Origin of the sequence: Reyranella sp. (assembly GCF_004296935.1) — a bacterium.
In the GTDB taxonomy this organism is placed as follows: Bacteria; Pseudomonadota; Alphaproteobacteria; order Reyranellales; family Reyranellaceae; genus Reyranella.
In genome coordinates, this window is the sequence record NZ_SCVH01000156.1 from 1 (window position 1) to 22739 (window position 22739).

At 67.0% G+C, this 22739-nt stretch carries 22 protein-coding genes; 10 read left to right on the forward strand and 12 right to left on the reverse strand.

Going from position 1 to position 22739, the window contains the following annotated elements:
* Positions 1–587: 587 nt before the first annotated feature.
* The 7 genes from EPO55_RS22530 to EPO55_RS22560 all read right to left on the reverse strand — a co-directional run bounded on the left by EPO55_RS22530 (position 588) and on the right by EPO55_RS22560 (position 7568).
* A complete protein-coding gene (locus EPO55_RS22530; protein ID WP_296339587.1) occupies positions 588–2357 on the reverse strand; it encodes an adenylate/guanylate cyclase domain-containing protein in 1770 nt (589 codons plus the stop codon).
* 235 nt (positions 2358–2592) lie between these two features.
* Positions 2593–3747, reverse strand: a complete 1155-nt coding sequence (locus EPO55_RS22535; protein ID WP_296339588.1) for an NAD(P)/FAD-dependent oxidoreductase — start codon at positions 3745–3747, stop codon at positions 2593–2595.
* Positions 3748–3758: 11 nt separating this feature from the next.
* The gene (gene crcB / locus EPO55_RS22540) at positions 3759–4136 is read right to left on the reverse strand and encodes a fluoride efflux transporter CrcB (protein ID WP_296339675.1); all 378 of its coding nucleotides are present in this window, start codon (positions 4134–4136) and stop codon (positions 3759–3761) included.
* On the reverse strand, positions 4136–5152 hold the full coding sequence (locus EPO55_RS22545) for a P1 family peptidase (RefSeq protein WP_296339589.1): 1017 nt from the start codon (positions 5150–5152) through the stop codon (positions 4136–4138). Before EPO55_RS22545 ends, crcB begins: the two co-directional genes overlap by 1 nt.
* The gene (locus EPO55_RS22550) at positions 5149–5904 is read right to left on the reverse strand and encodes an SDR family oxidoreductase (RefSeq protein WP_296339590.1); all 756 of its coding nucleotides are present in this window, start codon (positions 5902–5904) and stop codon (positions 5149–5151) included. Before EPO55_RS22550 ends, EPO55_RS22545 begins: the two co-directional genes overlap by 4 nt.
* A 22-nt stretch (positions 5905–5926) precedes the next feature.
* The gene (locus EPO55_RS22555; protein ID WP_296339592.1) at positions 5927–6664 is read right to left on the reverse strand and encodes a hypothetical protein; all 738 of its coding nucleotides are present in this window, start codon (positions 6662–6664) and stop codon (positions 5927–5929) included.
* Positions 6665–6689: 25 nt separating this feature from the next.
* Positions 6690–7568, reverse strand: a complete 879-nt coding sequence (locus tag EPO55_RS22560; RefSeq protein ID WP_296339594.1) for a hypothetical protein — start codon at positions 7566–7568, stop codon at positions 6690–6692.
* 148 nt (positions 7569–7716) lie between these two features.
* Between EPO55_RS22560 and EPO55_RS22565 the strand changes: the two genes are divergently transcribed.
* Positions 7717–8094 (forward strand): hypothetical protein, encoded by a 378-nt coding sequence (locus tag EPO55_RS22565; protein ID WP_296339595.1) that lies wholly within the window; start codon positions 7717–7719, stop codon positions 8092–8094.
* On the opposite strand, the gene EPO55_RS22570 is transcribed toward EPO55_RS22565, so the two are convergent.
* On the reverse strand, positions 8091–8522 hold the full coding sequence (locus tag EPO55_RS22570) for a CBS domain-containing protein (protein WP_296339596.1): 432 nt from the start codon (positions 8520–8522) through the stop codon (positions 8091–8093). The genes EPO55_RS22565 and EPO55_RS22570 overlap by 4 nt on opposite strands.
* A 100-nt stretch (positions 8523–8622) precedes the next feature.
* Here EPO55_RS22570 and queC point away from each other — a divergent pair, with 100 nt between their 5' ends.
* Positions 8623–9336 (forward strand): 7-cyano-7-deazaguanine synthase QueC, encoded by a 714-nt coding sequence (gene queC / locus EPO55_RS22575; protein ID WP_296339597.1) that lies wholly within the window; start codon positions 8623–8625, stop codon positions 9334–9336.
* Here queC and EPO55_RS22580 read toward each other — a convergent pair.
* On the reverse strand, positions 9333–9866 hold the full coding sequence (locus EPO55_RS22580) for a DUF4142 domain-containing protein (RefSeq protein ID WP_296339599.1): 534 nt from the start codon (positions 9864–9866) through the stop codon (positions 9333–9335). The genes queC and EPO55_RS22580 overlap by 4 nt on opposite strands.
* Positions 9867–9955: 89 nt before the next feature.
* Here EPO55_RS22580 and EPO55_RS22585 point away from each other — a divergent pair, with 89 nt between their 5' ends.
* The 3 genes from EPO55_RS22585 to EPO55_RS22595 all read left to right on the forward strand — a co-directional run bounded on the left by EPO55_RS22585 (position 9956) and on the right by EPO55_RS22595 (position 11927).
* A complete protein-coding gene (locus EPO55_RS22585) occupies positions 9956–10534 on the forward strand; it encodes a VUT family protein (protein WP_296339600.1) in 579 nt (192 codons plus the stop codon).
* A 7-nt stretch (positions 10535–10541) separates the two neighbouring features.
* A complete protein-coding gene (locus EPO55_RS22590; RefSeq protein ID WP_296339602.1) occupies positions 10542–10988 on the forward strand; it encodes a TIGR01244 family sulfur transferase in 447 nt (148 codons plus the stop codon).
* A gap of 108 nt (positions 10989–11096) precedes the next feature.
* Entirely contained in the window at positions 11097–11927 is an 831-nt protein-coding gene (locus EPO55_RS22595) for a universal stress protein (protein ID WP_296339603.1), read from the forward strand.
* Positions 11928–11931: 4 nt separating this feature from the next.
* Here EPO55_RS22595 and EPO55_RS22600 read toward each other — a convergent pair whose 3' ends face one another.
* Positions 11932–13350 carry a hypothetical protein gene (locus tag EPO55_RS22600; RefSeq protein ID WP_296339604.1) on the reverse strand — a complete coding sequence of 473 codons (1419 nt, stop codon included), beginning with the start codon at positions 13348–13350 and terminating at the stop codon, positions 11932–11934.
* Positions 13351–13441: 91 nt separating this feature from the next.
* On the opposite strand from EPO55_RS22600, the gene EPO55_RS22605 reads away from it, so the two are divergent.
* Together EPO55_RS22605 and EPO55_RS22610 are read left to right on the forward strand one after the other, a co-directional pair.
* A complete protein-coding gene (locus tag EPO55_RS22605) occupies positions 13442–14572 on the forward strand; it encodes an efflux RND transporter periplasmic adaptor subunit (RefSeq protein ID WP_296339605.1) in 1131 nt (376 codons plus the stop codon).
* A 3-nt stretch (positions 14573–14575) separates the two neighbouring features.
* Complete coding sequence (locus EPO55_RS22610) at positions 14576–17734, forward strand: multidrug efflux RND transporter permease subunit (protein WP_296339606.1); 3159 nt, start codon at positions 14576–14578, stop codon at positions 17732–17734.
* Here the strand turns inward: EPO55_RS22610 and EPO55_RS22615 are convergent.
* The gene (locus EPO55_RS22615) at positions 17731–18342 is read right to left on the reverse strand and encodes a pyridoxamine 5'-phosphate oxidase family protein (protein WP_296339607.1); all 612 of its coding nucleotides are present in this window, start codon (positions 18340–18342) and stop codon (positions 17731–17733) included. The genes EPO55_RS22610 and EPO55_RS22615 overlap by 4 nt on opposite strands.
* A 10-nt stretch (positions 18343–18352) precedes the next feature.
* Positions 18353–18910 (reverse strand): VOC family protein, encoded by a 558-nt coding sequence (locus EPO55_RS22620; protein WP_296339608.1) that lies wholly within the window; start codon positions 18908–18910, stop codon positions 18353–18355.
* Between the two features lie 168 nt (positions 18911–19078).
* Here EPO55_RS22620 and EPO55_RS22625 point away from each other — a divergent pair, with 168 nt between their 5' ends.
* Genes EPO55_RS22625 through EPO55_RS22635 form a run of 3 tightly spaced genes read left to right on the forward strand, consistent with a single transcriptional unit; the run spans position 19079 to position 22736 of the window.
* A complete protein-coding gene (locus EPO55_RS22625; protein WP_296339609.1) occupies positions 19079–20353 on the forward strand; it encodes an amidase in 1275 nt (424 codons plus the stop codon).
* Positions 20350–21126: an aspartate dehydrogenase gene (locus EPO55_RS22630; protein ID WP_296339610.1), complete on the forward strand. Its 777-nt coding sequence runs from the start codon at positions 20350–20352 to the stop codon at positions 21124–21126. The genes EPO55_RS22625 and EPO55_RS22630 overlap by 4 nt, the downstream gene beginning before the upstream one ends.
* An 11-nt stretch (positions 21127–21137) precedes the next feature.
* Positions 21138–22736, forward strand: a complete 1599-nt coding sequence (locus tag EPO55_RS22635; protein WP_296339612.1) for a GMC family oxidoreductase N-terminal domain-containing protein — start codon at positions 21138–21140, stop codon at positions 22734–22736.
* Positions 22737–22739 lie beyond the last annotated feature (3 nt).

The window sequence follows — 22739 nt, forward strand, 5'->3', positions numbered from 1 at the left end:
GCCGCAACTGCTTGCTGCTTCGCCATTGCAGCGCGCCTCTCGATGTCCGTCTCCGTCTATTACAACGGCCAGCATGTGGGGCATTTGACAGTCGAGGAAGGCGGCAATCCCTGGTTTTCAATCTGAATGCGAGATCGGGCGGCGACCGCCTTGTGCTGCTATGATCAACATACCAATTCTATTCATCAATTTGAGCAGTAACGTCTTGAGGGCTTTTATGGATCCGTCAATTCAGGCGTTGATAATGGCGCAAGCACAAGTCATGCAGATCCTGCTGGATACTCTCAACGTTGACCGCAGAGAATCACCAACCGATCTTACCATCAACACATCTATTGGGTTTTCACCCTAGCCTATAGGAAATATAGCCATAAATCTGCTGAACCTGCAACTCATCATTTTCGATCAAGCCCTGAACTCATAAGCGGACTTTGCCCTGGCCTGATTAGATGATGTCCGCTTCCAATGTTAAGGCGGACCCCGGCCGCGTCCCCTGCCATGTCGCAGAAGTGCCAGAAGCGGATACATAGATTCGAACGCCGCTCGCAGGAGGGCTGCTCGTGTTTGATCGCCGCGCAACCCACAAATTACGCGCTGTCCAGTCCTGCCTGCCGCAAAGCATCGAGGACCGCCGCACGGTCGGCCGGATCGGCAAACGGCACTACACCACGCACGATGGCGGGCGAGAGATCGGGTCTTAGGGCGCGAGCCCTGGTCAGTGCTGCCCTAGCGTCGTCCAATCGACCGGCGCCAACCAAAGTGACCGCCTGTACGAGCGGACCCAACAGCGAGTCGCGCTGCAGGTCGGCGCCCTCGTCCGCCAGCGCCACGGCGCGCGCAACATTTCTCAATTTCCAATGTACCAAAGCGGTGATCGATACGAAGTTGGAACGACCGTAGTGCGCTGGCGCCAGATCCAGCACACGCTCCATGAGCTTCAGTGCCTCATGGGGATCGCCCACAAAAGACGTTGTGAGAGCGACAGGTCCCAACGCCTGGACGGAGTTGCTGTCGAGCTCGAGCGCGCGCCTGGCAGCTTCGATCGAATTCTTCGCATCGCCAATGTCGCACAATGCATAGGCAAGCAATCCATGGCTCAGTGCGTCGCCGGGGCTGAGCCGAGTAGCTTGCCGAGTTGCCTCTAGTCCCGCAGCGGCGTCGGCCACAAAGTCGACGCTCCAGCCGCACCTCATCAGGACGCTGTAGGCCAACGCAGTATACTGATAGGCAGCGACACTGCGCGAATTGGCTACCAACGCGCGCTGGCTGCACATGATTGCCGCCCGCGCGTCCTCGGCGGTGACCTGCGTGATGTGCCAACCCGCGGCTCGCAGCGGACTTACATTGGGATCGGGAGGCTTGCCCTCGCCCCGCACGAGCACGTGCCACAGCGCATATTCGACACCACCGACCACGTCGCGGATCACCTCGTCCTGCAGGTCGAACGGATCGGCAATCTCCCGATCGTAGCGCCGCGCCCAGACGTGACTGCCGGAGGAGGCATCGATGAGCTGGGCATTGATGCGCACGCGCTTGGCCACTCGCCGCACGCTGCCTTCCAGCACGTAGCGGACACCCAGTTCGCTCGCGACCTGACGTACGTCAGGCAGCGCGCTGCCATAAGCAACGCTCGACACGCGCGATGTAACGCGCATCCATCGGAATCGCGATAACGCCGTGATCAGATCCTCCGACAGGCCTTTGCAAAGTGCTTCCGTGTCAGCATCGCCTCCCATGTGGTCGAACGACAGGATAGCAAGGCTGGGCCGCGAAGCGCGCTCGCCCATCGGCGCCTGATCTGAAGCCGGGCGCGGAGGAATTGAAGCCGACTGGGCGTCGATACGAACCGCCCAGGCTCGAACCGGTCTCGCGATGTTCTTGACCCTCAACTCACCGAGATCGTCGAACTTGGCGTTAATCCTGCCTCGCACTTCCTGATGGACGAAGTCCGACAGGCAGACGCCGCCCGGTTTGGCGATCTCCTGGAGTCGGGCGGCGACATTGACGCCATCACCAAATATGTCGTCATCATCGATGATGATGTCGCCGACATTGACGCCGATGCGGAAGTCTAAGCGGCGCTCCTTTGGCCGATCGGCGTTGAAGGCCGCCATTGCAAGCTGTGTCTCGATGGTGCTGCGCACCGCGTCAACGGCGCTCGCGAATTCCAGCAAAAGGCCATCCCCCGTCGTCTTGACGATGCGTCCACCGTGTTGGGCAATACTTGGATCGACCACTTCGCGCCGAGCGGCCTTCAGTGCGGCCAGAGTGCCGCTTTCGTCCTCGGCCATCAGACGGGAATAGCCCGCGAGGTCCGATGAAACGATGGCGGCAAGTCGTCTTTGCTCGCGGGCCAAGTGCTCGCTCCTTCGGCTGCGGGGACGCGCAACCATCATCCGGCGAGACCGGGTTGACAAGGGCCACAACCGGTGGAGGCCTCATGCCAATGCGCCGGGAGAAGCACGACTGACCCAGGACCGGCGCAGGTTCAAATATCTACTTCGGGTCATTCGCGTCGATTTTGTCATGTCGCGAAATGTCCGCTTCGGAAGCAATTTCGGACATGCCGGTCATCGGTTGTGAGTACAGGCGCTAAGCCGCCTCGCCCGCCACCCAGCCGCTCGACCAGGCCCACTGGAAATTGTAGCCACCGAGCCATCCCGTGACGTCGACCGCCTCGCCGATCGCGTAAAAGCCCGGCACCTTCCTGGCTTCCATCGTCTTCGACGAAAGTTCGTTGGTGTCGATACCGCCCACGGTGACCTCGGCCTTGGCGTAGCCTTCGGTGCCGGTGGGCGTCACGTGCCAGCGCTTGAGCTCCGCCGCCAGCGTTTCGAGTTCCTTGTCGCGCCGTTCGCCGATCACGCCTTCCGGTGCCAGCGCCTGTGCCAGGCGATCCGGCATCAGGTCGCCCACGATGTTGCGCAGCTCGGCCTTGGGCCGGAGCCGCTTGCGGCCCTTCAGGAAGATCGCAGGGTCGTCGCTGTCGGGCAGCAGGTCGATGGCAATCTCCTGGCCGGGACGCCAGTAGGACGAGATCTGCAGGATCGCCGGGCCTGAGAGGCCGCGATGGGTGAACAGCATGGCCTCGCGGAAGCTCACGCGGCCGACGCTGGCCACGACGTCGAGCGAGACGCCTGCGATGTCCGGCACGCGGGCGGTGAAGGGCACCAGCCCCGGCCGCGTCTCGGTGACGGCGAGGCCGAAGCGGCGCGCCGTGTCGTGTGCGAAGCCCGTTGCACCCATCTTGGGAATCGACAGACCGCCGGTCGCCAGCACGACGGAGGCGGCATCGAAATCGCCGTGATCCGTGTGCACGACGAAGCGGTCGGATTTTTCGATCGCCGTGATCTTATGCGCCACGCGGACATCGACGCCCACGGCGTCCGCCTCGGCCAGCAGCATGGCCACGATCTGCCGCGCCGAGCCGTCGCAGAAAAGCTGGCCCAGCGTCTTCTCGTGCCAGGCGATGCCGTGCTTTTCAACGAGTGCGATGAAATCGTGCTGCGTGTAGCGGGCCAGCGCCGACTTGGCGAAATGCGGGTTGTTCGACAAGAACGCCTCGGGCCGGCTGTCGCGATTGGTGAAGTTGCAGCGCCCGCCGCCCGAGATCAGGATCTTCTTGCCGACCTTGTCGGCGTGATCGAGCAGCAGCACCCTGCGGCCGCGCTGGCCGGCGCGGATGGCGCACATCAGGCCGGCGGCGCCGGCGCCCAGAACGACGACGTCGAACGCCTTCGACGTCATGGGGCCCCGGCTCACGCCAGTGCCTTGCCCATGATCCAGAGCGCCACGGCGAGGCCCGCGATCGCGCCCGCCACCGAGCCGCCAACATAGAGCGCCGCCATCAGATATTCGTGCCGCTCCCACAGCAGCACCGCGTCGAGCGAGAAGGCCGAGAAGGTGGTGAAGCCGCCCATGATGCCGGTGGCGAGGAACAGGCGCAGATGGCCGGCGGCCCCCAGCCTCTCGGCGAACCAGCCGATGATCGCGCCCATCAGGATCGAGCCCAGGATGTTGATCGTCAGCGTGTGCCAGGGGAAGTGCGTGCCCATCAGGCGTGCGACCCAGATGTTCATGCCGTGCCGGGCCGCCCCACCGATGCCGGCGCCCACGAACACCACGAGATAGGACATCATCGACCGCCTCCGAAACGGGTCTTCCAGTCGGGTGCCGCGCCCGCAAACGGCAGCGCCGTCGCCTCGTAGACGCCGCGCGCGATGGCGCGGGCCAGGCAATCGGCGGCCACGGTGCCGAGTTCGGTCAGCACCGGCGGCTCGCCGCCGCGTCCCGCCTTGCCGGTCGCGGCAGCAAAGACCGTGTCGCCGTCGTTGGGGGCGTGCACCGGGCGCAGCGCCTTGGATAGACCGTCGTTGGCCATGATGGCGAACCGCTTGCACTCGGCCTTGGTGAGGGCGGCGTCGGTCGCCACCAGCGCGATGGTGGTCGCCGTCGCCGGCAGCGGCTGTCCCTTGAAGCGGATTCTGAGCGCATCGTCGGGCAGCCTGGCCGGCCAGCCGAGGCCGCCGAACTCGTTGCCGCGCTCATAGGCGCCGGCCCAGAAATGCGGGCCGGTGCCGATCGTGGCCGAGCCCACCGCATTCACCGCGACCAGCGCGCCGACGGTAAAACCCTGGCTGGTCTTCGCGCTGGTCGAGCCCAGCCCACCTTTCAGGCCGGCGGTCGTGGCGCCGACGCCGGCGCCGGCCGTGCCCAGGGCGAAATCGTGCGCCGCCACGAGGGCGGCATCGCGGCCGAGATCCCAGTAGGGCGGTTTCTTCGCGACGGGCTCGCGCATCCAGTCCTTCTCGCCGCCATTGATCAGGTCGAACAGGATCGCCTGCACCGCCACGGGAATAGCGAGGCCGCCGAAGGTGCGGCCCTGGCCGCGCTGACAGAGGACCGCCGAGGCGCCACCCGCGGCGTCGAGCCCGTAGACCGAGCCGCCCGACAGCACGACCGCGTCGATCATCTGGCCCACCATCTCGGGTTCCAGCGACGTCACCATGCGATCGCCCGGTGCGCCGCCCAACGTCGCCACGCTCGCGACCGCGCCCTGCTCGAAGATCGCAACCGTCGCGCCGGTCGCCGCGCGCATGTCCTGGGCGTTGCCGACCAGCACGCCCGGCACGTCGGTGATCAGGTTCCTCACGTCAGGAACTCGCCGCCGTTCACATGGATCGTCTGGCCGGTAATGAAAGTGCCCTCCGGCCCGACCAGCAGGCGCACCATGGCGGCGATCTCGTCGATGGTACCAAAGCGTTTTAGCGGGATCGGCCGATTCCCCACGGGCCGCGGCCCCGCCGCGGCGCCGCGGGCGGTGTCGATGGCACCGGGCGCCAGCGCATTGCAGGTGATCTTGTGCGGCGCCAGTTCGATCGCGAGCGCGCGCATGAGGCCTTCGAGACCCGACTTGGACGCCGAGACATGGCAGCGGTTGGGCGCGCCGACGTGGGTCGAGACGCCGGAGAGGGCAACGAAGGCGCCGCCGCCCCGCGCCACCATCTGCGGCACGATCGCCTTGCCCAGCAGGAAGGCGCCATCGAGCGCCACCGACATGATCTCGCGCCATTCGTCGAACGACATGTCGAGGAAGGAGGTCTGGCGACGCAGGCCCGCGTTGCTGACGAGAATGTCGACACCGCCGAATGCCTTGGCGGCCTCGGCCGCCAGCCGCGGCGGCACCGCGGGATCGGAGACGTCGCCCATGGCGGCCACGGCCTTGCCGCCCAGGGATTCGATCTCACCCACCACCGCATCGACCGCGGCCTTGTCGGCACGCCCGTTCACCACGATGGCAGCGCCGTCGCGGGCGAGCGCGAGCGCGATGCCCCGGCCGATGTTCTTGCCCGCGCCGCTCACCAGCGCGACCTTGCCGTGCAGTGCCTTGTCCTGTGTCGCCACCTGCATATCCCCCGCGTGAGCCCTAGTACGGTCTACCTCTAACACCAAAGCTGCATTCCTTCTCGGTCGCCATGACCGCGGCCGCGCGGTCGCGCTGCCGGAAGCAGCCGTTCGTCCACAGCCCGGCATAGGTGCTGCCGTCGGCCTCCTTGTAGGTGCCGAAGCCGTTGGGCTTGTTATCGGCGAACTCGCCCTCGTAGCGGTCGCCTGCCTTGGTCGTGAAGACGCCCCAGCCGCTCATCTTGCCGTCGTGGAAGTCGCCTTCGTAGCGGCTGCCGTCGGCGAAGGTCGTCTCGCCGCGGGTCGCGAACGGGTCGCGAGGCTCGGCCACAGAGCTCTTACTGTCGGCCGGCGCCGCCTCGTCCTGGACCGGATGACCGTCACGGAACAAGCCGCTGTAGCGGGTGCCGTTGGCGTGCGTGAGCGTGCCGTAGCCGTTCGGCTCGTCGTCACTGAACTCGCCGTCGTAGCGGTCGCCGTTGCGATACTCGAAGATACCCCGACCGCTCATGCGGCCATCGTTGTACTCGCCGACATAGCGGCCGCTCGGAGAACCGCTCACATACCACTGCAGCACCCCGGGCCCATCCGCGACGTTGTTGGAACAGTTTCCGGACCAATTAAATGTCTTGCCGATCTCAGGGTTGGAATTCCAGACATGGCACCCGGTCAGATCGTCACGCAGCCAGCCGCCCGACGATTGCGCCGACACCGACGACACGAGCAGCAGAAGCATGAACAGGACGACCGGGGACCGCATTCCATTTCCTGCCAAACGACGAAACTCAGTCCGGGAAGTCGAAGTCTTCGTTGCCGCGCTTCACGCCGGCCTTCTCGAACCAGTCGGGTCCAAGCAGGCTGATCGGTTCTTCCTGGCACTTCAGCGTCGCCAATGGCTTGCCGGCATGTTCGATATGCAGCCCGGCCTTGGTTCGCTTCTCGCCCTTCGGCCCCCAGTTCCCGATGCCGGTATAGACGGTGTAGGTGAACCGGCCCTTGGTGAATCTCAGCCACGATCCGCCGCCGCCGGAAAACGGCACGCTCTCGCCGTTCGCTGCCCGCGCCGCGGCGACCTGGCCGCCTTCCGGCAGGACCTGCTCCAGCGGCTCACTGCCATCGAGCTTGCCAAAACGATACTGCAGGGTGGCTTTTGGGCCGGTATCTTTCGACGCGCAGACCGAGGCCATCTTTGCGCCGGTGCGGCAGGCGAAGACGATCGTCTCCGCCGGCGTGCAGAACGATGTCCGCTGGGCAGCCGGTTTGGCCGCGGTGCTCGTCGTGCTGCCGGCGCTGATGATGCGCGCGGCGGTGACGAGGGCCACCGTGCGGGTCTTCTTGCAGGCCGGATCGCCCTGGCACTCGTCGGACATTACCTTCTGCAACGAATAGGTGAGTGTCACCCGCTTGCCCTCGAGCGGCGGCTTCTGGTCACAAATCTCGAAATCCGCCATCTCCTCGAACACCACGCCACGGTCGTCCTTGAGCGTGAGATAGCAGGCGATGTCGCCGCTGTTCGTGGCGGTGACGGTACCGACCGTCTTCTTGGTCGCCTGGCCGATCTTGACCGTCGGCACGTCCTGCGCGCCGGCGGCCAAGGGGCAGCCGATCAAGAGGGCGAGCAGGGCAAGGCGCGCCAGGCGCTTTGCGTTCGGAATTGTCGGCATGACGCCTGGGTTCACCATGTATGAGGGGCGATGCTGCGCCTCCACCGAAGCAAGCGAGGCGCAAAAAAGCTGCTGACTTGAAGCGCATTGGCGGGCAAATTCCGCCGCCAAATCGCATCAGCGAGAGGGGCTGTCAACGATGCCGCTCATGTGGACGATCTCCCACGCCGACAGAATGGTGGAAGCCGTTGCCAACGGGCACGCCGGGCTGCAGGACATCGAGCTTTATCTCGACGACGTCATGGTTTCGGACGCCTTGCCCTATCGCAAGCTTTTCGACGCGTCGCAGGTCACATCCGGCCTCGGCGACGACGACATGATGATGCTGGGTGCCCGCCTGAGCGCCTATACGGGGCTGGGACCGATCGGCCCTCTGGCCATCGTCGCGCCGGCAACCGCGGTCCGCCAGCAAGCCCGCCTGTTCGCGACACTGGCGCCGGCCGACCGGCCGTTGAAGATCTTCAAGACGGTCAAGGCCGCGCGCAAATGGCTCGCGGCCGTACCGTCCGGGAACGCCCCGGCCTAACCGGCAACGATGTAGGCTTTCAGCGCCTCGGCCTCGTGCTGGGTCTCCTCGAGCCGCCACTTCACCACGTCGCCGATCGACACGAGGCCGAGCAGCTCGCCATGACGCACGACCGGCAGGTGGCGGAAGCGTCCGCGGGTCATGCTCTCCATCACCTGATCGATCGAATCGTCGGGATCGCAGGTCACGACATCGCGGGTCATGATCTGCCTGGCCTCGAGTTCGAGCGCCTTGGCGCCGTGGCTGGCCAGCGCACGCACAAGATCGCGTTCGGACACGATGCCGGCGACCGCGCCTTCCTCGTCGAGCACCAGGACGGAGCCGATGCGCCGGACGCTCAACTGCTGGGATACCTGGGCGATCGAGGTGCCGGGCGTCACCGTGAAGACAAAGCCGCCCTTCTGCGAAAGAATATCGGAGACGAACATGGTTCCCCCCTTCTCGTGGCAAATGGTCTGGGCAAATGGTCAGTCAAGTGCGTAGCGCAACGCTGTGGCGCGGAGAAAGGTTGCGGGCCATAAAGCCCTCATGAACGACGCTCGATCTGCCCTCGTCCTGTTCTCCGGTGGCCAGGATTCCACCACTTGTCTGGCCTGGGCGCTAGAGCGATTTGCGCATGTCGAGACGGTCGCTTTTGACTACCGTCAGAGGCACCGAATCGAGCTGGATCAACGGCTTGTGGTGCTGGACGAGGTCCGGCGCCGCTTCCCGCGGTGGGCAACTCGCCTGGGCAACGACCATTTCATCGACATGGGCGTGCTGGGCCAGATCAGCGAGACGTCGCTTACCCGCGACGTCGCCTTCGAGATGGAAAAGGACGGGCTGCCCAACACCTTCGTGCCGGGGCGCAATCTCCTGTTCTTCACCTTCGCCGCCGCCGTCGCCTGGCGGCGCGATATCCGCAACCTTGTGGGCGGCATGTGCGAGACGGATTTCTCCGGCTATCCCGATTGCCGCGACAACACGATCAAGGCGCTGCAGGTGACACTGAACCTCGGCATGGACAGGAGCTTCGTGCTGCACACGCCGCTGATGTGGCTCGACAAGTCCGAAACCTGGGGGCTCGCCCAGAAGCTGGGCGGCACGACCTTGATCGACATAATCCTCAAGCACACCCACACCTGCTATCAGAGCGAGCGCGGGCCGCGCGAGGAATGGGGCCGGGGCTGCGGCGAATGCCCCGCCTGCGTCTTGCGCAAACGGGGCTACGTCGCGTGGCGCGAGGGCCGAAAGGTGGTCTAGCGGCCGCCGGCCATGCGCTTGGCGTACTCGAGGAATTCCTGCGACTTCGGGTACATCATCTGGGCGTACTTTTTCAGCGGACCACTGTTGCCGTTCTGCGAGTAGGCGCCGTACTGCGCCACGGCATCGGTCTGGATGCCGAGCTGGGCATTGGCGTAGGAGGTGTCGAACTCGGGGCCCTGCAGCCCACTCAGCCGCCGCAGGATGGCGTGGGTGTTCGGCGGGGCCGCCGGATCGGGCGCGTAGGAGACGCCTGCCTCGGCCCGCGACTTCACGAGGTACGAAGCCGCCTCGATGTGTTCGGCGATCATGCGCGTCGCATAGCCACGCACGATCTCGTTGCCCGACCTGGAGAGGGCGAGATTGCCCGAGGCAACCTCGAAATCGTTGACGGCCTCGGCCCAGCCGACGAAGCGGGCATCCGGCAGGGCGTCGACGGCATGGGCGCTCGACACGAAGACGGTCGAGACATAGGCGGCCGGAACGGCCGTCAGGGCAAGTTTCAAGGCAGCGCGGCGGGCGATCAGCATCTTGGGTTCTCCTAGAAGGTGTACGCAGATAACGGCCCCGCCCGGGCCGGGTTCCCGATCCGCAAAAGACCTGCTAGGGAGCGCCACATATGACGACGTTCCGAAAGAAGGCCGAAGCGCTCGGCTATTTCCTGGCGTTCATCGCCTGCATTCCCGCCGCCAACTGGATGATCGGCCATGTCGGCACGGTCTGCGTCCCGCATGGCCCCTGCCTGGTGCCGGTGGCGCCGTGGGGCCCCGGCGGGCAGCCGCTGATGGCCCCCTCGGGGGTGCTGATGATCGGCCTTGCCCTGGTCCTGCGCGACCTGGTGCAACGGCGGCTCGGCCGCGCGGTGGCGATCACCGCGATCGTGGCCGGGGCGGCCCTGTCGGGCGCCGTCGCCCCGCCCCAGCTGATCGTGGCCTCCGCCGCGGCCTTCCTGCTCTCGGAACTGGCCGACTTCGCGGTCTACACGCCCCTGCAGTCGCGCGGCCTGGTGCTGGCCGTGCTGGCGAGCAGCGTCGTCGGGCTCGTCGTCGACAGCGTGCTCTTCCTGTGGCTGGCCTTCGGCAGCCTCGACTATCTCGCCGGCCAGATCCTCGGAAAACTATGGATGGTGCTGCTGGCGCTGCCGGTCGTGCACTGGATCAGGAAGCGCGAGATCGACCAGCACACCATCGTGGAATAGATCCTTCATGTCGCCCGCCCTCCTCGCCCTCGACGAGCGCGTCGCCGTCGCCGGCCAGCTCCAACCCGGCGACATGACGGAGATCGCCGCCGCGGGCTTTGTCGCGGTGGTGAACAACCGGCCCGACGGCGAGGCGATGTTCGGCCAGCCGCGCACGGCCGATCTCCGCAAGGCCGCCGAAGCGGCCGGACTCGTGTTCCTCGACCTGCCCTTCTCCGGGCCGCGCGCCACGCCCGAACAGGTGCGGGCCTTCGCCCGCCTGCTGGCCGGACGGCCCGGACGGATCGTGGCTTTCTGCAAGAGCGGCATGCGCTCGTCGCTGCTGTGGGGCGCTGCCTCGATCGCCGCCGGGCAGTCGTTGGACGCGGTACTGACGGCGGCCATGCGGGCCGGCCAGAACCTGGAGCCCGTCGGCGAGACGATGGTGGCGCTGGCCAGATCCGCGCACGCCTGAAGGCCGCTCGCGCCTGACGCCACCTGCGCCTGACGAAAGTCTCGGCTTGCACGCCGAGCGCCGTCGCTTCTTAATCGCGCGTCCAGTTGCCCCGAGGAGAAGTCCGCGATGATCAAGTCCGTTCTGGCCGTGTCCGAAGGCGGCCCCGACGCCGCCATGTCGTTCCGTCTGGCTGCCCGCGTGGCCGCCAACTTCGACGGGGCCGTGGACGCGCTTCATCTGCCGGTCGGTCCCGCGGGCGGCATCGTCGGCGGTCTGGCGATGAGCGGCGAGGCGATGCCGCTCCTGATCGACATCGACGACGAGCGGCTGGAGGCGCGCGCCAAGGAATCCGAGCGCGCCTACAAGGAGATCGTGGCGCCGACCAAGGGCGCCACCTATACGGCGGCCAAGACCGCCACGCTCGATACGCTGGTGGCGATGGGCCGCTGCGCCGACATCCTGGTGCTCGGCCGGCCCGGCGCCGATCCCGAGAACGTGGCGCCGGCCACGGTCGAAGCCGCCATCTACGAATGCGCCCGCGCCGTCATGATCGCCCCGCCCACTCCCGGGACGGGCGCCTTCGGCTCGGTGATCGTGGCCTGGAACGGCAGCTTCCAGGCGGCACGCGCCGTCGAATATGCCCTGCCGTTCCTCAAGGCGGCGGCCAAGGTCACGATCCTGGTGGCCGGCAACAAGCCCGACGACGTCGGCGCGTCATATCTCGCGCGCAACCTCGGCCGGCACGGCATCACCGCCACCATCGACGCGATCGATCCCGGCATCGTATCGGGCCGCGCCCGTGGCCGCGCCCTGCTCGACTACACGCACGGCAAGGGCGCCGACCTTCTGGTCATGGGCGCCTACGGCCGCGGCCAGGTCATGAGCTTCCTCGGTCTCGGCGGCGCCACCGGAAAGGTGATCTCGTCCTGCCGCGTGCCCCTGTTGATGGCGCACTGAAGCCTCAGGGACAGGCGCCGGCCCCCTGGGTCACCACGTCGGGGTCGGCACAGGCGCTACAGGCATTGCCGTAGGTCATGCGGCTGCCGTCCCGACGGAGGCCGCAGGCCGGCCGGTAGTCCCGGGTGCACATCTGCGGGCGGGGATCGGCGCAGGGGCCGCCGGCGACGGGCAGCGATTCCGGCGCCAGCTCGCCCCGCGTCATCAGGAAGGCGAAGGGCTGGGCGCGATAGTCGCTCAACATGCCGACGATCGAGATGCCGGAGCCGACGGCGGGCAGCGGGCTGAGCGGGCGCGCCATCATCACGACGAGGTCGACGATACTGCCGGCCTGGCTTTCCTCGGTGATCGCCGCCTCGATGCGATCGGGCGTGGCCGAGATCACCTTCACCGGAATCTTGAGGCGTGTCCCGCCGCCTTTCTGCTTGTCGAGGATCGCCTGCCAGACTTTCTCGGCCGCGGCCTTGTTGGCGGGCGTCGCGTCGCGATGGCGCAGCACCAGCGCCCAGTTGGCGAAGGAGAGCGTTGCCGGATCGTTGTCCTCGACCAGCACCAGCGCCGCTTCGGGCGGCGTCAGCATGCGGGGGATCGACTTCGCGAAATTGTCCGGCGGCGTGCGCTCGCCGGCCGTGACCCGGACGACCAACTCGGCCCAGCCCTCCTCGCTGCCGCGATAGATGCGGTATCGCGAGCGGACATAGCGATCGATGTCGTTCGCCGCCACCTCGTTCCTGGCCGCACGCGCGATCACGATCGAGCGCGCCGCGTACCAGAACCCGAGCGCGTCGAGCGGCGTGCCCTCGAGTTGCGCGACGGCGAGCTGGTAGACGTCCTGGAGGTTGTCGGGCTCGGCCGCGACCGATTGGCGGTAGTGGCGTCGCGCCTGGTCGTAGTCCTTGGCCTGCAGCGCCGCGAAGCCCAGGGTGCCGTGGAAGACTCCGGCCATCTGTTCCTTGACCCGCGCGAAGGCGGCATCGGTGAGTGACACCGGCTTCTGCCACTTGGGCAGCACCGCCAGTCCGCGCTCGGCGGCGGCGACCGCCGGCGCAAGCGCCACCGCATCGCCCGACGCGGCGCGCGTTCGTCCGGCATAGGCGCGGTTGGCGAGCGCGCGCACGTTGTCGGGATCGGCCTGCAGCAACCGTGCCGCTATGAAATCGGCCTTGGCCGGCTGGTTGGCGGCATGCCAGGCGGCAATGGCCTGCTCGAAGGCTTCGGTCTTGAGCACGCTGTTGGGGTACCACGCAACGAAGACCTCCATCGCCGTGGCGCGCTTGGCGGCGTCGCGCGTGTTGAGCGCCGTCATGTAGGAGTCGTATTCGGCGGGATTGGCGAAACTGTTCCGCGTCTGGGCGGAAACGCCTGGGGCCGCAAAGGCGAGCGCCAGCGACAGAACGAGACAAAACCAGCGCATTACTGCCATTACACCCCTCCTTTCCCGACCGGAAATACAGTGACCGTTTTGTCGAATTAAGGCAGTGTCCCGACGTTACGGACGACTGGGGGCTATGACAATGCGAGAGCAGCGTTTACGGGTTTTGGCGCTTCTCGGGGCAGCCCTAGGGACGGCATTTCTCGGCCTGCCGGCCGGCGCCCAGCAGGGCGCGCCGGCGCCCGCCGTGCTGGTCCAGGCAGCCGAGCTGAAGCCGCTTGCCGACCAGGCCGAGTTCATCGGCCGCGCCGCCGCGGTCGACAAGGTCGAGCTGCGCGCCCGGGTCAAGGGCTTCCTCGGCCCCCGCAAGTTCAGCGACGGCGACCTGGTGAAGGAAGGCCAGGTCCTGTTCACCATCGAGCCCGAACCCTACCAGGCCGCGGTCGACCAGAAGGTCGCCCAGCGCGATGCCGCCAAGGCCGCCCTCACCAACGCCGACCTGCAGCTCCATCGCGCCGAGGAGCTGCTGCGCAGCAAGACCGGGACCCAGGTGACCTACGACCAGCGCCTGTCGGAGCAGCTCCAGGCCAAGGCCCAGCTCGAGGACGCCGCCGCCCAGTTGCGCGACGCCGAGATCCAGCTCTCCTACACCCAGATCAAGTCGCCGATCGCCGGCCGCGTCGGCCGCGCCGCCGTCTCGCCGGGCAACATCGTCGGCCCCGATTCGGGCGTGCTCGCCACGGTGGTCAGCGAGAACCCGATCCGCGTGCTGTTCTCGATCACCCAGCGCGAGCTGCTCGACGCTCGGCGCGACTCAGGAACATCGGGCGACGGCCTCCTCGTGCGTCTGCGGCTGGCCGACGGCAGCCTCTACAAGGACAAGGGCAAGCTCGACTTCATCGACGTCACCGCCGATGCCAAGACCGACGGCCAGGTGGTGCGGGCGGTGTTCGACAACAAGCAGGGCCTGCTGACCGACGGCCAGACGGTGCGCGTGATCGTCGAGGGCGAGAAGGTCCCGACCGTGGTGGCGGTGCCGCAGGCCGCGATCGCCCAGGACCAGAGCGGCCCCTATCTGTTCATCGTCAACGACAAGAACGTGGCCGAGCAGAAGCGCGTCAAGGTCGGCGTCGCGCGCGACGGGCTGGTCGCCGTCACCGAGGGGCTGAAGGCCGGCGAGCGCGTCATCGTCCAGGGCCAGCAGCGCGTGCGGCCCGGCATGACGGTCAATCCCACCATGGCACCACCCTCTGCCTCGACGCAGAAGCAGTAAGTCATGACGATCTCGTCGCTGTTCATTCGCCGGCCGCGGCTGGCTTTCGTCGTCTCCACCGTCATCACCATCGCCGGCATCATCGCCATGACGGCGATGCCTGTGGCGCAGTTCCCCGATATCGTGCCGCCGCAGGTCCGCGTCACCGCGACCTATCCCGGCGCCTCGGCCCAGGCCGTCGAGGAAAGCGTGGCGCAGGTCATCGAGGCGCAGGTGAACGGCGTCGAGCGCATGCTCTACATGAAATCGACGTCCGGCGGCGACGGCAGCTATACCCTCACCGTCAGCTTCGAGGTCGGGTCCAATCCCGACATCAATACCGTGAACGTCAACAACCGCGTCAACCAGGCGGTGGCGCTGCTGCCGCCCGAGGTGCAGCGGCTGGGCGTCACCACCAAGAAGCAGTCCTCGGCGCTCTTGCAGGTGGTCGCGGTCTATTCGCCCAAGGGCACGCGCGACGGGCTGTTCCTGTCGAACTTCACCACCATCACGCTGCTCGACACGCTGCGCCGCGTGCCCGGCGTCGGCGACGCCACGCTGTTCGGCGCGCTCGACTACTCGATGCGCGTCTGGCTGAACCTCGACCGCATGTCGAGCCTCGACATCACGCCCAACGACGTGGTCCAGGCCGTCCAGGCACAGAATGTCCAGGCCGCCGTCGGTCTGGTGGGCGCGGCACCGTTGCTCGACGATGTCGGCTTCCAGATCAACATCACCACGCAGGGTCGCCTGACGACGGTCGAGGAATTCGAGAACATCGTCGTGCGCGCCACGTCCGCCGGCGCGCTGGTCCGGGTCAAGGACATAGCCCGGGTCGAGCTCGGGTCGAAGACCAGCGACCAGCTCGGCCGCTACAACGGCAAGCCGGCCGCCGGCATCCAGATCTACCAGCTGCCTGGCGCCAATGCGCTGGCCACCGCCAAGGGTGTGCGCGAGGCGATCAAGGCGCTGGAGCCGCGCTTCCCCGACGATGTCGCCTACGACGTCATGTACGACACGACCGTGTTCGTCGAAGCCACGATCGAGAGCGTGATCCACACCCTGATCGAGGCCTTCGTGCTTGTGGCCATCGTCGTCTTCATCTTCCTCGGCAACCTGCGCGCGACGATCATCCCCATCATCGCCGTGCCGGTGGCGCTGATCGGCACCTTCGCCGTCATGCTGGCGCTGGGCATGTCGGCCAACACCGTCTCGCTGCTGGCGCTGGTGCTGGCGATCGGCATCGTGGTCGACGATGCCATCGTCGTGGTCGAGGCGGTCGAGCACATCCTCGAGCATGAGCCCAATCTCACCGTGGCCGAAGCCACCGAGAAGGCGATGACCCAGGTCACCGGGCCGATCATCGCCATCACCCTGGTGCTGCTGTCGGTGTTCATTCCGACCGCGTTCATCCCGGGCATCTCCGGCCAGCTCTACTCCCAGTTTGCCGTCGCCGTGTCGGTCTCGATGGTGATCTCGGCGATCAACGCGCTGTCGCTGTCGCCGGCGCTGTGCTCGCTGATCCTGCGCCACCGCAAGAAGCCGCGCGGCGTCATGGCCCGGCTGCAGAACGGCATCGACAAGAGCCGCGACGGCTATGTCCGGCTGGTGACGCCGCTTGCCCGGCGCGGGATCATCGCCCTGCTGCTGGTCGCAGGCTTTGTCGTGGCGACCGGCGGCATCGGCAGCCTGGTGCCGAGCGGCTTCCTGCCCGACGAGGACCAGGGCGCCTTCATGGCCGAACTGCAGCTACCCGACGCCGCCTCGACCAACCGCACGCTCGCCGCCCTCGAGGAGGTCGAGAAGACCATCGCCGGCCGGCCATGGCTGCAGAGCGTGTTCACGGTCAGCGGCTACAGCCTGATCGACGGTCTCGCGCTCCCCAACCGCGCACTGGTCGTGGTCGGCCTGAAGCCCTTTGCCGAGCGCAAGGACACCAACCTGTCGGTGTTCCAGGCCCTGAAGGAGCTCAACCTCGCGTTCAGCCAGATCGCCTCGGCCAACGTCTTCGCCTTCAACCTGCCGCCGATTATGGGGCTGGGCAATTCGTCGGGGTTCGAATTCGTGGTCCAGTCGCTGTCCGGCGCCTCGCCCACCGACCTCGCGGCCGTGTCACGCGGCCTGATGATCTCGGCGCAGGAAGTGCCGACGCTCGCCGGCGTCTACACGACCTACGGCGCGTCGACGCCGCAGATCAACCTCAAGCTCGACCGCGAGCGTGCCCAGGCGCTGGGCGTGTCGATCTCGGACATCTTCTCCTCGATGCAGACGGCGCTGGGCGGCGCCTATTCCAACGACTTCAACCTGTTCGGCCGCACCTGGCAGGTGAAGGTCCAGGCCGACGCCGCCGACCGCAGCACGATCAACGACGTCTTCCGTGTGCGCGTCCGCTCGTCGAGCGGCGAGCTGGTGCCGCTGCAGGCGGTCGCCAACATCGAGTTGGTGACCGCGCCCAGTTCGATCGTGCGCTACAACAACCTGCGCTCGGTCGTGGTGAACGGCGCCCCGGCGCCGGGCTACTCCTCGGGAGACGCGATCGCCGCCATGGAGAAGCTCGCCAAGGCCACCCTGCCCGCCGGCTACGGCTACGAATGGACGGGCACCGCGCTGCAGGAAAAGGCCGCGTCGGGACAGACCGGATTCATCCTGGCGCTGGCCGTGGTCTTCGCCTACCTCTTCCTGGTCGGTCTCTACGAAAGCACGGCGATCCCGGTCGCGGCGCTCCTGTCAGTGACCGTCGGGCTGTTCGGCGCGGTGACCGCGCTGCTCGTCTCCGGCCTCGACAACAACATCTTCGCCCAAATCGGCATCGTGGTGCTGATCGCGCTCGCCGCCAAGAACGCCATCCTGATCATCGAGTTCGCCATGGCGGAGCGCGCCGGCGGCAAGGACATCGTGACGGCGGCGACCACCGCCGCGGCGCTGCGCTTCCGTGCCGTGATGATGACCTCCTTCGCCTTCATCCTGGGCCTGGTGCCACTGGTGATCGCCTCGGGCGCGGGCGCCGCCACCCAGCGCGCCGTCGGCACTGCGGTGTTCGGCGGCATGATCGCGGCTTCATTCCTCGGCATCTTCGTCATCCCCGGCCTCTACGTTGCCTTCCAGACCGGGCGCGAGAAGATCAAGGGCATGCTGGGCCAGGCGCCAGCCCCCACCACCCAGCCGGCAGAGCCGCCGCACTAGCTACTCTCCGTCGGCGTCTTCTGCCGCGGATGGATGTAGTCCTTGAAGTCGTCGAAGCCCTTCCAGGCGGGTTCGGGCGGCGCGTAGCCGGGCCGCGGCGCGTAGGTCGAGGGTTCCGTTGCGCCGGGCGTCACGATGTAGCGCGGGCAGTTGGGGAAGATCGCCCGCACCTTGACCCGCACCAGCAGCTGGGCGCCGGCGAAGTGCTCCCTCAGCGGATCGTCGCGGCTGACGCGGGCCTCACCGTTGACGCGCAGCCGCCGCGGCTTCTCGCCCATGTCGATGAACAGCAGCCCGACTGCGGGATTCGCCACGACGTTGCCCAGGCTCTTGAACATACCGTTGCCGTCGTAATCGGGAAAGGCGAGCTCGTCGGTGCCGACGATCCGCACGAAGCCCGGCGTGCCGCCCTTGAACGAGCAGTCTGGCCGGCCCCCGGCATCGGCCGTGGCGAGAAAGAAGAACATCGCGCCCTCGATGAAGGCGCGGTCCTGATCAGTGAAGGCAAAGCGCGTTAGCTTCTCTTCGAGGCGGTCGGCAATGCGGCGGCTGTCGAAGTCGTCCTGCAGGCGGCGATTGCCGTCGTGGAACATCACGCTTGCGGCCATGAGACTTCTCCTAGGGTCGGTCGGTTCCCGCTTCGAGGCGCGCGCGCAGTGCCGCATCGTGCAGGGTCGTGTCCTGCCCTACTGGCGCGATGCGCACGGCGTCCTCCAGGGTCATGGTCTGGCGCCACTCCTCCCACGGACGCGATCGGCCATCGGCGCCGATCTGGTCGACACCCCAGTAGAGTTCGAGGTGATGGCCGTCGGGATCGAGAAATTCGACCGAGACCTGGCAGCCGGCGCGGCGGCGGCCTTCATAGGTGAGCTTGGCGCCGTGCGCCTTCAGGTGATCGCGGGCGCGGAAAACCTCGTCGAGCGTGGCGAGTTCGAACGCGAGATGGTGCAGGCTCTTGTCCGGACCGGCATCGGGGGCGCGGTCACCGACCAAGGCGAGGCAATGGTGGTCGCCGTTGCAGCGCAGGAACACCATGCCGCCCGGCATCATCGTGCCGGGATAGACGTCCGACACCTTGAAGCCCAGCAGCTCGGTGTAGAAGCGCTTCGAACGCTCGAGGTCGCTCACATAGACGACGGCATGTCCGATCTTCTGGACGGCGAAGGGTGTGCTCATGGCTTCAGTCTCCGTCTGGGAGCGTCACTACAGACCCGGTGTCATCCCGAGGCCTTGAGGCCGAGGGGCCTTTGAAGCTACGCGAAAGGTCCCTCACTGCGTTCGGGATGACACCAATGCTGTGGTCGGCCATCATGGACCCAAGCGAGCATGAGGGGGAAGATACGCATGGCGAAATCGCCCAACAAGCTGTCGGCCGGCGAGGCCGTCCTGCGCATGGCCCAGAAGCGGCTCAAGGCGCGCGACCTGGTCGAAGCCTGCCTCGACCGAATCGAGCACCGCGAGGGCCAGGTCCATGCCTGGGAGGCGCTCGATCCCGAAGGCGCCCGCAAACGTGCCGATATGCTCGACAAGCGCGCGCGGCCCGTTGGGCCGCTGCACGGCATCCCGCTCGCCGTAAAGGACATCATCTCGACCAAGGTGATGCCCACCACCTGCGGCTCGCCGATCTACCGAGACCATGTCGTGGGCAAGGACGCCGCCTGCGTCACCCAGCTCGTGAAGGCCGGCGCCATCGTGCTCGGCAAGTCGGTGACCACCGAGTTCGCGGGCGGCCATGCCGGCAAGACGCACAATCCGCACAATCTCCGCCACACCCCGGCCGGCTCCTCCTCGGGCTCGGCCGCTGCCGTCGCCGACTTCATGGTGCCGGTGGGCTACGGCACGCAGACCGCGGGATCGGTGATCCGGCCCGGCGCCTTCAACGGCGTGGTCGCCTACAAGGGCACCTACGGCTGGGCCGACCTCGCGGGCGTAAAAGCCTACGCCAAGAGCCTCGACACCTTGGGCTTCTTCGCCCGCGAGGCGAACGACCTCGCCCTGATCCGCGCCGCCTATGGCCATGCGCCGGCCGATCCGGCCAGGCAGGCGCCGCGCATCGGCTTTGTCCGCACGCCGTGGTGGGACGTGGCCGAACCATACAATCAGAAGAACATGCTGGAAGCGGCGCGCACCCTGCGGGCGGCCGGCGCGCGGGTGCGCGAGTGGGTGGCGCCCGAGTCGTGGACCGGCCTGGTCCAGGCGCAGAACCGCATCATGACCAAGGAGGCGACGCAGTCCTACGCGAAGGAACGCGCGCGCTTCTCGCACCTCTTCTCGCCGATCATGAAGGCCGTGATGGTCGACGGCGATGCCGTGAACCGCCGGCAATATGTCGACGCCCGGAAGCGCAAGCGGGTGGCCGTGGGCCAGCTCGACGAGGCCTGGGAGAAGTTCGACCTGCTGCTGGCGCCGTCGGCCAAGGGCGAGGCACCGTCGGGCCTCGGCAACACCGGCGATCCCCTCTTCAACCGCTTCTGGACCTTGCTGGGCTCGCCCTGCATTGCGCTGCCCTTCAATACCGGTCCGTTCGGCCTGCCGCTCTCGGTGCAGCTCATCGGCAAGCACGGCAGCGACGACAGGCTAATCGCCTGGGCGCGCTGGATCGAGGCGCGGCTCAGGTGACCGTCAAACTGGGCATGATCGGCTACGGCGCCATCGGCAAGCATGTCGAGGCGGCGGGCCTGGAGAACATCGAACTCGTCTCGGTCCTCGTGAAGCGACCGCGCACTGACGGCAAGCTGACGCACGAGCCGGATCGCTTCTTCAGCCACACGTTCGACGCCGTCGCGGAGTGTGCGGGGCACGAGGCCGTACGGGCCCACGGCCAGCGCGTGCTGGAGCGCGGCACTGATTTCCTCGTGACCTCGGTTGGCGCCTTCACCGACACCGCCCTGTTCGATCGCCTGCTGGCCGCCGCCAAGGCCAATGGCGTGCGCCTGATCCTGCCCTCGGCCGGCATCGGCGCCCTGGATATCCTGAGCAGCGCCGCGGTCGGTGGGTTGGAGAGCGTCACCGTCACCGTACGCAAGGACCCGTCGGCCTGGAAAGGCACGGTGGCCGAAAAGCTGGTCGATCTCGACGGACTGAGGCAACCGTACACCGTGTTCGACGGCCCCGTGCGCGAGGGTGCGAAGCTCTATCCGCAGAACGTCAACATTTCCGCCGCCGCCGCAATTGCCGGTATCGGCCTCGACAAGACGCGCGTGGTGATCGTGGCCGATCCGACCATCACCACCCACATCGTCGAGCTCGAAGCCAAGGGCGCCTTCGGCCGCTTCACCTTCATGGAGGACGTCGCCGTCAGCGACGAGAACCGCAAGACCGGCAAGCTGGTCGCCATGGCGATGGTGAAGTCGGTGCGCCAACTCGCGTCGACTCTCGTGGTCGCTGCTTAGGGAGCTCAAAAGTGGAAGAATTCGACTATGTCATCGTGGGTGCGGGCGCGGCGGGGTGCGTGCTGGCCAACCGCCTGTCGGCCGACGGCAAGCACAGCGTCGCGGTGATCGAGGCCGGCGGCAGCGACAATCACATCTGGATCAAGGTGCCGGCCGGCTTCAACAAGACGGTCTACAACGCGCGCCTCAACTGGGGCTACGAGACCGCGCCGGGGCCGCACATCGACGGCCGCCGGATCAAATTTCCACGCGGAAAAGTGCTGGGTGGCTCGGGCTCGATCAACGGCCATCTCTACGTGCGCGGCCAGGCCGCCGACTACGACACCTGGGCGCAGCTCGGCTGCCGCGGCTGGTCGTGGGACGACCTGGTGCCCTACTTCAAGCGTGCCGAGTCGCGCGATGGCGGCGATGACGCCGTGCGCGGCCGCTCGGGCCCGCTCGTCATCGAGGACCAGCGCGATCCGCATGTGCTGAGCAATGCCTACATGGCCGCCAACGAGGCGCTCGGGCTGAAACGCACGCCCGACTACAATTGCGGCGACCAGGAAGGAACGCTGCTCTACCAGAACATGATGCGGAACGGCCGGCGCTGGAGCCCGGTCGACGCCTACCTGAAGCCGGCGATGAAGCGCCCCAACGTACGCGTGATCACGCGCGCGCTGGTCGAGCGGGTCGACCTTTCAGGCAAGCGGGCCACCGGCATCACCTATCGCCACAACGGCCAGTCGCACACGATCAAGGCACGACGCGACGTCATCCTGGCGGGCGGCGCCATCAACACGCCGCAGCTCCTGCAGATCTCCGGCATCGGCAACCCCGACGACCTGGCCGCGATCGGCGTGGCGGTGAAGCATGCGCTCCCCGGCGTCGGCCACAACTTCCGTGACCACTACGCCATCCGCGTCTCGGCCCTGGTGAAGGGCGCCGGCTCGCTCAACGAGAAGAGCCGCGGCCTGCGCCTCGTCGGCGAAGTCCTGCGCTACGCGATCAGCCGCAAAGGACTGCTGACCACGGCGCCGAGCCACGCCGGCGGCTACTTCAAGACGCGCCCCGGTCTCGCCACGCCCGACATGCAGCTCTACTTCGCGCCGGCGAGCTACGGCGGCGGCCGCTACGGCACCACCCAGCTCGACACCGTGCCGGGCATGACGCTGGGTGCCGCCCAGCTTCGTCCCGAGAGCACCGGCCATGTGAAGGCGCTCTCCGCCGATCCCACGGCCAAGCCCGAGATCCAGCCCAATTATCTTGCCGACCAGATCGACCGCGACGCGCTGCTGGCGGCGATGAAATACCTGCGCAAGCTGCTCGCGACGCCGCCGCTGGCCGACTATGTGATCCGCGAGAACTTCCCCGGCCCCGACGTGCAGACCGACGAGCAATGGATGGCGCATGCCCGTGCCACTGGCTCGACGACCTACCATCCGGTCGGCACAGCCAAGCTCGGCACCGATCCCAGGGCCGTGGTCGATCCCGCCTCGATGCGTGTGCTCGGCCTGCAGGGCCTGCGCGTTGCCGACGCCTCGTGCATGCCGACCATGGTCTCGGGCAACACCTACGCCGCGACCAACGTGATCGCGGAGAAGGCGTCGGACCTGATCGCTCAGACGTAGCGG